Here is a 12,986-nt window from a genome sequence, read left to right as displayed (position 1 = left end):
ATGGAGCGTTCACCTGGTGTAGAAATTTCAACGAGCGTAGGTTTAGCGGGTATGGAGGCTTTGGCTGCTGCCCGGATTGTTGGCATTGCAGAAAAACAGCTGGGGGTGCGCGAGCAGGGTGGCCATAATGCGGGGACCCAGGTAGAAGCTTACCTGCGGTATGTGGGTCTGGGCAAAGGGCATCCCTGGTGCGCCGCCTTTGTGAGTTGGGTGCACGGACAAGCTGGTTTTGCACAACCCCGTTCGGGCTGGTCGCCCAGCCTCTTCCCCACTGCCCGGCGGATTCCGAGGGCAAAACCTGCTGCCCTACTGGGCATCTATGTTGGAAGCTTGAAACGCATTGCGCACGTAGGCCTGGTTACTGGCGTTCGCCAGGATTGGGTTGAAAGCATTGAAGGAAACACCAATCCTGCTGGCAGTCGCGAAGGCGATGGCGTTTACCGCAGGTTGCGACACCGCAGAGCGGTTAGTTTATATGCTTACTACTTGTAAGGATGCTATAGCAACTTCATAGTTACATGCAGCAAACATCACCTGCAGCAATTCCACACTTATATATATAACACCGATAGTATGCAGCTGATTTTTTCTGGCAGTAGCATTTTCATAGCTAGATCAATTTCATAGTAACAGACGCAATAATATATACAGCAACATATTGACTTCAAATGCTCTTCAGGCATTCTTCAACACCGATCGCATATGCAATTACAACTTAACACCACTAATAACAGACAACATTCAGGCAAGATGCACTCGCCACATTACGTCCTTAGGTTGGGCATCGCCATGCTTTTCAGTTCCGCCGGATGCGGGATGATGCAGAAAGTGGATCGGGAACGGCTGCAAAGCGAACAATTCAGCGCAGCAAGCAGCAATAAAGACAGCCTGAGTTTGCAGGGGCAACATACGGCAAGTCATTTTCGGTTGGAACAATCCAACTCTAGTGCTGCAACCTATGTACTGGAAATCTGGCCGAAAGGAAGTTTCAGCATTCGCAATGGCAATGAATTTATTGGTGAGGCGGAAAAGGTGTGGGTTCATGGAAGGCATTCAACCCTGCAGAAGCAATCGCTTGTTGCAGATTCGAGTCATACCACCATGAAGCTGGAGCAGCTGCAGACGGCGCAGCAGCAGTTGGAAAGCCATCGCTCGAAAGCACTCCAGCTGAAAAAGCACCCGGCCTGGGGATGGGCACTGATCCTGCTAGGACTGGCCGTGGGACTGGATCTTGCATACACCTTGTACAAAAAAAAGAAGGCGACTCACCGCTGAGCCACCTTCCCTATAATTCGTAGTCGTATTCTAATTCCTATTCTTATTATTATAAGTATTCGAGCGTATCTTATTGGAATGATCCAGGATATCTGCCTAGGCCAGCTTCGATAAAGCCTCTGTAAGCCCATTTAGCTTTGTAATCTTTACCGAATAACAGTGGGTAATCGTGGTCAGCATTTGCATAACCTTTGTTGAAGTATGAAGTTTTGTCTGAAACACCCCATGTTGTGATGCCCCATTGTTGTTTTTTAGGTACTACGTCCAGGTAACCTTGAACGATTTCTTTGAATTTTTTACCTTGTGCTTTTGCTAATGCATCCGGAAGTTCGAACGTTTTAGGCATGCCATGTTTTACAGAGATGTCCAGCTCAGAGATGTGTACCAAAAGGCCTTTATCTGCTGCAAGTTTCAAGCTTTGTGTAATTGGCGCTGCATCCATTCTTACCACTGTGTGCAGTTGGAAGCCCATACCATGGATGGTAACCCCTTGTTTTTTCGCCTCATCAACGATGTTCAACAATTCTTTCATTTTCTTGCCACCATATTCTTGTCCGTAGTCGTTCAGGAATAATTTTGCTGATGGATCTGCTTGTTGAGCGTATTTGAATGCTTTGATGACATAGTCTTTTCCAAGCTTACGGTACCAGATGCTGTTGGTGTATTTTCCACCTTCTTTTACGGCTTCGTTTACCACATCCCAAGATTGAACTTTACCTTTGAAATGCTTCATTACGGTAAAAATGTGGTCTTTCAGCAATTGCTCCCAAGCTTTCTCATCACCCTGGAATTCTTTAACCCATTTTGGTTCGTTTCCGTCATGTGCCCAAATTAGGGTGTGACCGTGAACTTTCATGTTGTGTTTTTGAGCGAATTCTACAATAGCATCAGCTTTAGCGAAAGTGTATTTGTCTTTTGAAGGGTGTAGCGATCCCCATTTGAAATCACTCTCAGAACTTAGTCTGGAGAAATCTTTAATAAGGGTGTTTGCATACTCCGGTTTCTCAAGTAATTCTTTTACGACAGCTGCGCCGATCGGGAATTTGAAAACACCTTTTAGTGTGTAGTCTTTTAAGTGGTAACTACCTTTTGCAGCAGTCTCATTTAAGTCACTTGCGGAAATTACGGTCTCTACAGTATTTGACGCTTCCACTGGGGCAAGTTCTTCATCTGCCGACTTTTTACAGGCGCTGAAAGATGTTGCGAATAAAGCCAACGCTAATGTTGCTGCTTTGAATGTGTTTTTGGTGATTGGGCCGGTAAACCTCATGATGTTGATTTTATAGGGTGTAATACTTTGTTGTTGTTTGACAATGCAATATTACGCAACATTTTGGGATTTATACTATGTTATTAAATATTTATACGGTAGAACACGTATTTGGCAACGTATTTGCATTCAGCGCGAAGCATAAAAATACACTAAGGCTTTCTCCTTTCATTGCATTTAAGACGTTTAGGTTGAGCTTGGTTGATGTTTATTTTTGAAGAACAGGCATTGATTGAAAGGCCTTGAAGCGCCTATTTAGCGGGATTATTGATTAGACAAACACCTACAACATAGGACATTAGCGCGCCAGAATGAAGATGGCTAGTAGCCGATGGATGAAGCGCGCCATATTATGGCATTTAACGCAATCGTACACTATTTACTATTGAAAAAAATTTAAAATATTTTTTCAAAAAGCCTAAAATGATCCAAAAAGACCTTCAAAACGGCTGAATTTAACGCCATTTTGGGATGAGATCAGCAGAACGACGGGAGGAAAAACGCGTGAATTGGGGAACATTGGGTAAATACGTGTTCAATTCGGGATTTACATCCCTAAAAAGGAAAACCCGCAGACCTGATTAAAGCTGCGGGTTACAAATATTTTAATAGAGGTGTTATCGGGATTTCTTCATGATGCCAACGCTCGTTCTTTCAGCATTCAGGAAGTACTCATCGTAGTCTGGACTCACCAGCTTTTCTACCACACCCTTAGGGGTAAGATGAAGATCATAGTAGGATACGACTTGCTTTGCCATACCGGCGATCTGCTGATCATCCAGACGCAGCGCCTTTTGTATCACCTCCATGAAGTTTTCATTGGTATAGATCAGCGCATCTTTCATGTCCTGCAGCTGTGGCATCAGCATATCGGAATATTCCTGGTGAATAATCGGTATAGCGCCGACAGACATCGCTTCAATCAGGTTGTGCGACAATGGCATGTCCACCCCAGGGCAGGCGATGAAGAATGCATAACGCGCGATGGTTGGGCGAAGCAGCTCCATCGGCACCTTAAAATTCCTTTGCTGTACGATGTCGATCTTACCCTCCACATGGTTGTTCAGCAATTCATCGTATGTTTTGGGGAACCTGCAGTTCGGTAAGGTACTCAGCATCCGTCCGATCTCTACCCGATCGACCATATCAAACTTCTTGTTCTTACTTAAACGTTTGTAAACCGCAGGGTTAAAGTTTCCAGCAAAAAAGATGGAACGCTTTCGCTCTTCCGTAGACACCGGTGCATTCCAAAGCCCACGCTTGTACATATTGGGGTGCATGCCGATGGGGATGTGGTAACTGCGCTTGTCGTGCCTGAAGATGGTTGAGAAGTAATCGTTGGAAATGGACTTGCAGCCAAGCTTCTTGCTTTGATGATCGGAAAATACAGCCACAGCATTTTCAGGGGCCTCTTTCGAAAACACCACTTCATTTTCATGGATCAGCAGGCGCGCATAAGGTGCACCCAGGCTCAGCATGAACTTTAGATTAGGTTTGTAGAATACCTGATAGCCCTCCAACTGCAGGAACTTGGCAACGAGGTAGCTAAACCGGACATAGCTGTTGCCACTTAAGTCGAACCAAACAGCTGGTTTACCATTCGGCTTCGCAGCAGTGTTCGCTGCTTTGCGCTTCAAATGGGTTACGAATAGATCTACATCAAGGTATTTACGGTGCAATTTGTCCTTTACCTGCTTGGATAGTTTCTTAAGATCTGCCATATAATTTTAAAACGGTTTATTTATGCTACGCCCCTCTGCAGATACCGGATCGTGCCGGAGGATGAATGCGCTGTTAATGTTTGTATTCAATTCTATTATTTGCCGTATCAATTGCGCCTGCTCATGGCATTTATGATCGCGTAATACGCGGGCTTCGCACGGTAGTACATATCGAAAAGCATGGGATGGTCGTGATTCTTGTTCTTGTAAGGACCATTTCTAAAGGCATCCGCATCGCCAACATTCCAGGTGGTGATGCCAAACTGCTGCTTTTTAGGAATGGAACGGAACGCTTCAAACACGGTTTTGTATTTGTGCGCCTGCAAGTTGGCAAGTTCATCATCCATCTGGAAAACCTTGGGCTTCTTATAGCGCACCGAAATTTCCAGCTCCGAAACATGCACAAGCAGTCCGGTGCTTGCCGCCATCCTGATACCTTTAGCCAGACCATTGTCCGACATCCGTACCACCACGTGCATCTGCAAGCCTAGCCCATGGATTGGAATTTTCCGCGCTTTGAAGTCCTTCACCATCTTCAGGATGGCTTCCATCTTCCTTCCGCCGTATTCCTGGCCGTAGTCGTTAAAGAACAGCAGTGCCTTTGGATCCGCCTCATGCGCGTATTGGAAAGCCAGCTCGAGGTATTCCGGACCGATATTCTCCAACCATACGCACTTCTTTAATTTACCATTATCCTCAAACGCTTCGTTCACCACATCCCAGGACTTCACACGGCCTTTAAAGTGTTTAACCACGGTTTGGATATGTGTTTTCAGGAGTTTCTTCCAGGCTTTTTTATCACCCTTATAAGCATCTACCCATTTTGGGTTCTTGGCCGACCAGATCAGCGTATGGCCGTGGATGCGCATGCCGTTGGTTCTGGCGAAGTTCACCAGTTCATCGGCATCGGCCCAGCGAAATACATCTTCGGAAGGATGCAGCTTACCAAACTTCATGGCGTTTTCTGCCGTGATGCTGTTGTACTGACTGATGATTTTATTGCGGTAGCCTTGGTGCTTACGCAGGAGCTTGATGTTGATTGCCGCACCGACGGGAAAAGGCACTACGGACTTAAGTGTAGGGGTATCTGCAACGATCGCTTCGCTGTGCACCGCAAGGACGTTAGAGTTGCTGAAAAAGGGGCTGCAAAGGAGGAGCAGAACAATAACTAAACGGATGCTCATTTATGAATTTTGTTTGTGTGTTAAATCAGGTGTTGAGCGCTTTAATTTGGGCGGAAGATAGAGAACAAAGCCGCTTAAAACAAAAAAAGCCGTACACGTTTTAGTGCACAGCTTTCTGTAAAGTGGGGATGATTATCTGCCTAAACCGGCTTCGATAAATCCTCTGTAAGCCCATTTGGCTTTATAGTTTTTGTCGAATAACAATGGGTAATCGTGATCGGCATTTTCATAGCCTTTGTTGAAGTAAGATGTTTTATCGGAAACACCCCAGGTTGTAATACCCCATTGTTGCTTTTTAGGCACATTTTCCATGTAGCCACGTACGATTTGTTTGATTTTATCGCCCTGCGCTCTTGCCAATGCATCAGACAAAGGGAAGATTTTAGGCATTTGGTAACGAACAGATACGTCGAACTCAGAGATGTGGATTAACAGGCGTTTATCAGCAAAGATCTTAAGGTTATCATTGATTTTCCAAGGCTCCATACGTAATACGGTGTGTAACTGGAAACCGATACCGTGAATTGGAATACCTTGTTCTCTGGCTTGATCTACGATATCCAGGATCAATTTAACTTTTTTACCGCCATACTCCTGACCATAGTCGTTCAGGAAAAGCTTTACGTTTGGATCCGCTTCGTGTGCGTATTTGAATGCTTTAAGGATATAATCTGGTCCTAATTTACGATACCAGATGGAGTTTACGTATTTACCGCCTTGTTTGATGCCTTCATTTACAACATCCCATGACTGAACTCTTCCTTTGAAGTGTTTAAGAACGGTAGTAATGTGCTTTTTCATCAGGCGCTCCCAATCTTGTTTGTCACCCTGGTATTCTTTAATCCATTTCGGTTCGTTTCCGTCATGTGCCCATAATAGCGTGTGACCGTGAACCTGCATGTTATTTTCTTGTGCAAATTTTACAATTGCATCTGCTTTTTCGAAAGTAAACTTTCCTTCTTCAGGCTGCAATGAACCCCATTTGAAATTACCTTCTGAACTTAAACGACCAAAGTCTCTCTTAAGCGTTGCCGCATAAACCGGATCATCTAATAATTCTTTAACAACCGCTGCCCCAACCGGGAAATCGAAAACCGTACGAAGGGTGTGGTCTTTTAAGTGGTAGCTGCCTTTTTCAGCAACTTCCCCAAGTTCTTTTGTACTAACCAGTTCGGTAGAAGACTCCTCCATTGGTGCAAGATCTTCTTCCATTGAAGATTTACATGCCATTAGATTTGCAGTGACTAGTAAAAAGGAGAGTAAGGCTAATTTAATGTTTGTTTTTCTGACAGTAGAGTTGGTGGACCTCATTTGTTGTTTAGTGGTTTTAAGTCAATAATAGTAGAATTACTAATCCTTAGGGGAAAAATGTGCCATCAAAGGATTTTTGGCACGGTCAATTACTACTATTATGAATAAAAACCTAAAATGGCAGGATAATTGCATTTGGGGGCGCTTTTCGGGAGATAAAATATTTTAAAATATTTTTTCATGGATTTTCTCTTCACCTGGATTGTGTAGAGCATGTCTACACTATGCGGAACTAGCGTTCATAAGTTTTCGTAGAACATCTGTTTAGCACCTGATTTTCAACTTTTAGTAACAAACTTGTGATATTTTTAGCTTAAGGTTAACTTATGCCATGAATAAAAAGCCCCGCTGGTTTGCGGGGCTTTTTATTCATGGCATATTGGATATGGGCTTCGCTCAGGACTCGAGGATAAGATTGGCAACCCTTTTACAAGCATTACCGTCTAAAAAACTATAAATCATCTTACTTAATTTAGCACGATGTCCAGTATACTGATCATCATCCGCCATTAATCGTGAGAAATGCATAAATAAATCTTCCTGGGTACCGATCACTGGGCCTGGCAGCATTTCAAGGTAAGGGTATTTGAAGCCGTTCTCCCGCTCAAAATGCTCAAGATCATATGGGATGAAGTAAATCGGACGGTTCAATAATAAATAGTCGTGGTATATAGAAGAGTAGTCGCTGATGAGTGCGTCTACAAATGGCAGCAGGTAATTGGCTTCCACGAATTCTTTGATGGTTGCAAGGCGGATGTTCGGCGTCAGTGTGCTTAATTTCTTCAGCAACTCGATGCAGCCTGGGTTATCGCTAAGCTCCTGCACATGCAGCCTCAACAACAAGAGTATATTATTGCGGTTCACGAAATCGGCAAGTTCCTCGGGATTGTAGTCCTCGAAAGGGAACATCATCGTTTTGGGTTCATTTCTCCGCCAGGTCGGTGCGTAAAGGATCACCTTTGCGTATTTCTTACCACCGGTGAAGCGGTTCCATTCTTCATGGGCCTCCTGTGGTGGATTGATCATCCAGTCGTTGCGCGGAAAACCGGTGATCTGGTACATCTCCGGCTTCAGGCCATTGCTGGCCGCTTGCACTTCTGCCATGAAAGGTGAGGTACTCACCGCGAACTTCATTTGTCGCGATGCAATTTCGGTATCCTTGCGGTAACCCGCGTCTACCCCAGCATTAACCGCCAGGCGGGTGTTCTTAATGGATTGGCCATGACTCAGGAAGATGACCTTTAACTCTGATGGTACCGCGCGGTAGTCGATCGAAACATCACGAAGTCTGTTTGTGAAGAACGCATACTTCGCCCGGTTGAGCAGGTACACGCCTTTAAGGCTGTCGATTCTGGCTACCCTTAGGCCCTGGGCTTTCATTTGGGCTTCCAGTTGTGGACTGGTGGTTAGCCAATAATAATTCTCCTGGGCATGGTTTCTTTCGAAGTATTCGTACAATGCCCGGCTGTTATCCATAAAGTATTCACCATCCCGGGCACCAAATAAGATAAGTTTAGATCCCCTATTGTTTACCAGTAAAGCAACGGCTTTCGACAGACAGACATAGTAAAATTTACGGATTCTGGTTAACGTGATTTTCTTATCTCGCATGTATTATTAATATATAGATGTTAAGTCTTGACTATGCTGAGGTTTTCTGCTCCAATACCGACCGTACCAATGTACTGGATGTAGATGCCGTGTATTCAAAATAGATAACTTCCACCCCTTTTTTGGAAAACTCTTTCTCCAGTGCGGTCCATTTCGGACTGCCTTCCCAGTCGCTGCCTTTGAAGATGCGGTCGAAGCTGTACAGCTCGTGATCGGCAAGCTCATCGATGCGATCCTGCGCAACCACGCGGTCTACCACACGGATGGACTCTACAATACTGCAGCGTTCATCAAAAGAGATCACGGGCACCTTATTTTTGAGTTTCATACACAGCTCATCTGTTGTTATACCAACAATAAGTTCATCGCATTGCGACTTTGCTCTTTTCAAAATGTTTAAGTGTCCGATGTGGAACAAATCAAACACACCTGTGGTATAACCAATAATCCTTTTCATAATATAAATTTAACGATAACCTAACATCGAAGGCCTAAATTGGCTTTCAGAATTAATTAAACAGTACTTTTCCGTAAGCGCCTGCGATTACTTCCGCAGAAAAGTCCTTTGATCTGCGTATTAAAGGCTCTGGATCCTGTTGTTTAGCCAGTGCAAGCAGTATTTGCTGCGCCAGGGCTTCATGATCGCCCACGGGAAACAGGCTGCCGAACTTACCTGATTGCAGGATGTAGGCCGGCCCGCCTGTGCATGCGGACGAAACAACGGGCTTTCCCAGTGATAATGCTTCTACCAATACATTGCCAAAACCTTCGTATTTTGAACTGAGCACGAAAACTGCTGCACGTTTGAGGTATGGATATGGGTTCTGCATGGCACCGGGCAGTGCTACGGATTCTTCAAGCTTGAGATCTTTGACCAGCTTACGCAAGGTCGGCCGCTCGGGCCCATCCCCCACCAGCATGAGTCTGGCCTCGGTTTTCGCACGCACCAGGGCAAAAGCCCGGATGAGCGTAGCCTGATCTTTCATCTTATCCAGCCTGCCGATGGTGATAACAAAAGGGCTGCTGGAAGCATCTAACCAGGGGTCACTAACTTCCATTTGTGATTTTTTATAAAAGCTTTTGGTGAGCACGGGATTGTCTATTTTGTGTATTTTTTCCGCAGGAAGCCAATTTTTTTCCCGTAATGCCTGCGCAACATCATCTGAATTGGCGATAACCGCCGAGGCGGAGCGGTAGGCAGATTTGATCATGGCCACCATCACCGCATTGCGGTTTAAGGTTTTGGTGATCGGGTTGATGTCGCGAATGACAAAGCGCCCTTTCCTGCCGTTCAACTTCCAGGCGAGTGCCGCAATGATCGTGGCATCGTGCCGCACACCCAGAATAGCATCTGGCTTGATCTGCCGGAAATACTTCAGCAGCTGGTAGGCATTGATGAAGGGGCGGATAAAATGATGCATGTCGATCCTGGGCAGCTTAATGACCCTCAAGCCTTCGGGCAATGCACTGAAGTCCGGATCATTGCTGTTGCCATCTGTCAGGATGATTGTTACCTCCATCCCCTCCTCAAGGTACTGCTCGCTCAGGTTCAGTGCGATTTTTGCCGCACCGCCCATTCTCAATGAAGGAATACAGATGATAAACTTTCTTGCCATTTTACTTTATAAAGGTTTGCATTAAGCGAATGAGCTTCGCCGTTTCTATTTTCAGGTTGAATGCTTCTTCGACCAGCTTTCGGCCTTCCAGCCGGATTTCTTCAAGAGTATCTGCCGGCATGTCCAGCAGGATTTTAACTTTTGCGGCAATATCGATCGGGTCTCCCTCTTTTGCCAGCAGTTGCTTTGAGACTTCCGGAAAAACCTCCGGAATGCCGGAGTGCAGGGTAGAGATGCATGGCAGGCCCATCGCTTGCGCTTCCATCAGTACCGTTGGAATGCCTTCCATGTCGCCGTCCGCTCCGGTTTTGCTGCAAAGGATGAACGCATCTGCCGCTTGCAAAGCTTCTTTTACTTTCTGGTGCGGCAAAGCACCCAGCAGCGTAATATTATTATGAAGGTCTTCCGCATCAAGCATGGTCCGGATCTCTGGTTCCAGTTCTCCGGTGCCCACGATCTTAAGCTTAAGGTCCGGGTAATGTTTCAGCAACAGCTTAAATGCAGCCAGGCAGTCCAGAAAACCCTTCTTTTCTGCCAGTCGCCCTACGGAAATGAAGTTCCGGATCGGCGTATGGATGTCCTGTCGGTACTTGTATTCATCCATACTCTTCCCCACATGGATCAGTCGCAGCTTAGTCGCCGGGCAGCCCAGTGTTTTCAGGTGTTCCATCATGTACTTGGAAACCGCTGTAACGGCACTTGCCGCAGCGAAGATTTCTTGGTAACGACTGTACCAGATTGGCGATTTTGGTAAGCGAAAAACATCATAGCCATGGAAGGATACGATGAAAGGGATATTTAATCGTAATGCCACACTCGCAATCAGGTAGCCTTGAAGGCCAAAATGTGCATGAATAACGTCAGGCCGGTTCTGCTGCAGGTAGTTGTAGAGCAGTTCCTGCCGCTGGGCATGCAGCGTCTCCGAAGCATCGAAGCGACCCAGACCGATGCGGCTTAAGCCCTTTTTTATCGCGGCTTTAAAGCGCATGCCCGCGCCTGGCTCCAGCAATTGCACCTTTTCAAACGGGCGGTCTTTAGGATTCAGCCGCTTGAAGGTCAGCACCTCATTCTCGACCTTCGTCTGATCAACTCGGGTTTGCTCGAGATCGGTAATGACATCGTAAATGAAGGTTTCCGGCAGCTTTGAGAACGTACGACATAAATGTGTTACTTTCATAAAGTGTACTCTGTATTAAATCTGCTGTAGCGAAACCATTCTCTTGAACTTCGGCGATAATTCCGTCAGTTCATCAAAAGTACCGTGGCTGTTGATTTTACCATTTTCAAGCATATAGATCTGGTCTGCCTTTTTGATGGTCGACAGTCTGTGTGCTATGATAATGAGGGTATAATTTCCTTGTAGTTTTTCGATGTTACGCTGAATGTAAAGTTCTGTTTCTGAATCCAGGGCCGAGGTAGCCTCATCCAGAATCAGGATTTCAGATTTCTTAAATAACTCTCTGGCGATGGATATCCGCTGTTTCTGTCCACCGGAGATTAACATCCCTTTATCACCCAGACTTGTGGATTCCTTCTCAGGCATCTTCTCGATGAAATCTGTCAGTGATGCTAATTCAATAACTTCCCAGAAGCGGGCGATGTTTTCTGGCGTACGCTCCGACCAGAAAGTCACGTTGTTAAACACGTCATCCTTAAAGATCACAGGTTCCTGTGAGATGTAACCGATGGTGCTTCTAAAGCTATCCATATTGTATTCGGTTACTTTAACGCCATCTAAGGAGATGTAACCGCCATTGGGCTCCAGAATTCCGGTGATGATGTTGGCCAGGGTTGTCTTTCCGGAACCACTCTCACCCACAAAGGCTATCGTTTGGTTCTTTGGAATATGCATGGTTACATCGTTGATCACGGTATGATCGCCATATTTAAAAGTCAGGTTGTGGATATCTAGACTGTTCTTAAGTCCACCGAACTCACGGTCTTTCTGCACCTCGCGATTTGATTTCATTTCTGCTTTCAGCTTGGATACCGATTCGATGGCACCAACATTCTGAATGAAGTTCTGCCATGAATTCTGGAAGTTCATCAGGAAGGACAATGCGCGGTAGAACAGCAACAAACTCAACATGATGGAACCCAGGTTACCACCTAAGAAGCGGATCTGAATTACAATAACCAGTACCACGATAATCATCACGATAGGTTCACGGATACTCGCCGTGATCGCCTGGTAGTGTCCCACCTTGCGGTTCAAACCTTCCGTCTGGTTAATGACTTTCTTCAGCTTGCGGGTAAACCCGGCGAACTGATTTGTTGCTTTCAGGTATTTGAAATAATGTACGGCCTCAATCAGGTAAGCGGTAAAGATATCGCCTTTGGAGGATATCTTGAAGGATGCTGTTTTCACACTCCGCACCATGCGGCTGAAGAACAGGTTCATGACCATTGCACCAACCGCCACCAGGATGGCGAACTGCCAGTTGGCCATGAAAGCCATGGCAACATAGGTCAGTAACATGCCGACAGAACTGGTTGAATTCAGGTAATGCGTAAGTGAAGACTGTAGTTTCTGCACCTCCGAGGTAATCACGTTCTGGATTTTACCAGCGTTCTGGTTCAGGAAACCTTTGTATGATAAGTTCTGTAAATCATCTGTTAAGCCGAAACGGATGGTACGGATGAAAGTTTGTTTTAAGCCAACCTGGCAATATAGCTCTACAAATTTGAGCATACCTTTGGCCACAAACAGCACCACCAGCATGGTTAGCACAGAATAGATATTCAAAGGAATGCTAAACTTTTCGAACATTTCGGTGAGGAAGCTCAGCTTTCCCATGGACTGCGACTGGTCGGCACTTGGCTGGCCGGTTTCGCTCATGGATTGCAGCAGCGGGATAAACATCGCCAGACCAATACCATCCAGGAAGCTGACCCCCACGCTCAACATCAATGTGATCACAAACTTGATCCCAAGGACTTTGTAAAAGAAATTAAAATACCCTAAAAAATTGTGCTTAATACTGGTCGACTCCATCTA

The 12,986-nt window shown here is 45.6% G+C and carries 11 protein-coding genes; 2 read left to right on the top strand and 9 right to left on the bottom strand.

All coding sequences use genetic code 11. The features are described 5' to 3' along the window. Both IEW69_RS09070 and IEW69_RS09065 read left to right on the top strand, forming a co-directional pair. On the top strand, positions 1–492 hold the full coding sequence (locus IEW69_RS09070) for a C40 family peptidase (RefSeq protein WP_229663571.1): 492 nt from the start codon (positions 1–3) through the stop codon (positions 490–492). A 210-nt stretch (positions 493–702) separates the two neighbouring features. Further along, positions 703–1,275 carry a hypothetical protein gene (locus tag IEW69_RS09065; protein WP_188626525.1) on the top strand — a complete coding sequence of 191 codons (573 nt, stop codon included), beginning with the start codon at positions 703–705 and terminating at the stop codon, positions 1,273–1,275. Positions 1,276–1,345: 70 nt separating this feature from the next. Here the strand turns inward: IEW69_RS09065 and IEW69_RS09060 are convergent, their stop codons facing one another. The 9 genes from IEW69_RS09060 to IEW69_RS09020 form a co-directional block, all read right to left on the bottom strand. Continuing rightward, positions 1,346–2,545, bottom strand: coding sequence for an endo-1,4-beta-xylanase (locus IEW69_RS09060; protein ID WP_188626524.1), 1,200 nt, complete (start codon positions 2,543–2,545; stop codon positions 1,346–1,348). Positions 2,546–3,162: 617 nt separating this feature from the next. Continuing rightward, entirely contained in the window at positions 3,163–4,266 is a 1,104-nt protein-coding gene (locus tag IEW69_RS09055) for a protein kinase family protein (protein ID WP_188626523.1), read from the bottom strand. A 107-nt stretch (positions 4,267–4,373) separates the two neighbouring features. Next, positions 4,374–5,450 carry an endo-1,4-beta-xylanase gene (locus tag IEW69_RS09050; protein ID WP_188626522.1) on the bottom strand — a complete coding sequence of 359 codons (1,077 nt, stop codon included), beginning with the start codon at positions 5,448–5,450 and terminating at the stop codon, positions 4,374–4,376. Between the two features lie 132 nt (positions 5,451–5,582). Continuing rightward, entirely contained in the window at positions 5,583–6,761 is a 1,179-nt protein-coding gene (locus tag IEW69_RS09045; RefSeq protein WP_188626521.1) for an endo-1,4-beta-xylanase, read from the bottom strand. Between the two features lie 396 nt (positions 6,762–7,157). Then, the gene (locus IEW69_RS09040) at positions 7,158–8,372 is read right to left on the bottom strand and encodes a CDP-glycerol glycerophosphotransferase family protein (RefSeq protein ID WP_188626520.1); all 1,215 of its coding nucleotides are present in this window, start codon (positions 8,370–8,372) and stop codon (positions 7,158–7,160) included. Between the two features lie 31 nt (positions 8,373–8,403). Continuing rightward, positions 8,404–8,829: an FAD synthase family protein gene (locus tag IEW69_RS09035; RefSeq protein WP_188626519.1), complete on the bottom strand. Its 426-nt coding sequence runs from the start codon at positions 8,827–8,829 to the stop codon at positions 8,404–8,406. 52 nt (positions 8,830–8,881) lie between these two features. Further along, entirely contained in the window at positions 8,882–9,988 is a 1,107-nt protein-coding gene (locus IEW69_RS09030) for a glycosyltransferase (protein ID WP_188626518.1), read from the bottom strand. A gap of 1 nt (position 9,989) precedes the next feature. Beyond that, positions 9,990–11,165: a glycosyltransferase gene (locus tag IEW69_RS09025; RefSeq protein WP_188626517.1), complete on the bottom strand. Its 1,176-nt coding sequence runs from the start codon at positions 11,163–11,165 to the stop codon at positions 9,990–9,992. A 15-nt stretch (positions 11,166–11,180) separates the two neighbouring features. Next, on the bottom strand, positions 11,181–12,983 hold the full coding sequence (locus IEW69_RS09020; protein WP_188626516.1) for an ABC transporter ATP-binding protein: 1,803 nt from the start codon (positions 12,981–12,983) through the stop codon (positions 11,181–11,183). Positions 12,984–12,986 lie beyond the last annotated feature (3 nt).

The organism is Pedobacter quisquiliarum, assembly GCF_014642175.1.
Lineage (GTDB): Bacteria > Bacteroidota > Bacteroidia > Sphingobacteriales > Sphingobacteriaceae > Pedobacter > Pedobacter quisquiliarum.
This window is presented reverse-complemented; position numbering and strand designations above follow the sequence as displayed.

Bases quoted from the DNA above. Each gene is read 5' to 3' on its own strand.
- IEW69_RS09070 (WP_229663571.1), top strand. From the start codon at position 1: ATGGAGCGTTCACCTGGTGTAGAAATTTCAACGAGCGTAGGTTTAGCG.
- IEW69_RS09065 (WP_188626525.1), top strand. From the start codon at position 703: ATGCAATTACAACTTAACACCACTAATAACAGACAACATTCAGGCAAG.
- IEW69_RS09060 (WP_188626524.1), bottom strand. From the start codon at position 2,545: ATGAGGTTTACCGGCCCAATCACCAAAAACACATTCAAAGCAGCAACA.
- IEW69_RS09055 (WP_188626523.1), bottom strand. From the start codon at position 4,266: ATGGCAGATCTTAAGAAACTATCCAAGCAGGTAAAGGACAAATTGCAC.
- IEW69_RS09050 (WP_188626522.1), bottom strand. From the start codon at position 5,450: ATGAGCATCCGTTTAGTTATTGTTCTGCTCCTCCTTTGCAGCCCCTTT.
- IEW69_RS09045 (WP_188626521.1), bottom strand. From the start codon at position 6,761: ATGAGGTCCACCAACTCTACTGTCAGAAAAACAAACATTAAATTAGCC.
- IEW69_RS09040 (WP_188626520.1), bottom strand. From the start codon at position 8,372: ATGCGAGATAAGAAAATCACGTTAACCAGAATCCGTAAATTTTACTAT.
- IEW69_RS09035 (WP_188626519.1), bottom strand. From the start codon at position 8,829: ATGAAAAGGATTATTGGTTATACCACAGGTGTGTTTGATTTGTTCCAC.
- IEW69_RS09030 (WP_188626518.1), bottom strand. From the start codon at position 9,988: ATGGCAAGAAAGTTTATCATCTGTATTCCTTCATTGAGAATGGGCGGT.
- IEW69_RS09025 (WP_188626517.1), bottom strand. From the start codon at position 11,165: ATGAAAGTAACACATTTATGTCGTACGTTCTCAAAGCTGCCGGAAACC.
- IEW69_RS09020 (WP_188626516.1), bottom strand. From the start codon at position 12,983: ATGGAGTCGACCAGTATTAAGCACAATTTTTTAGGGTATTTTAATTTC.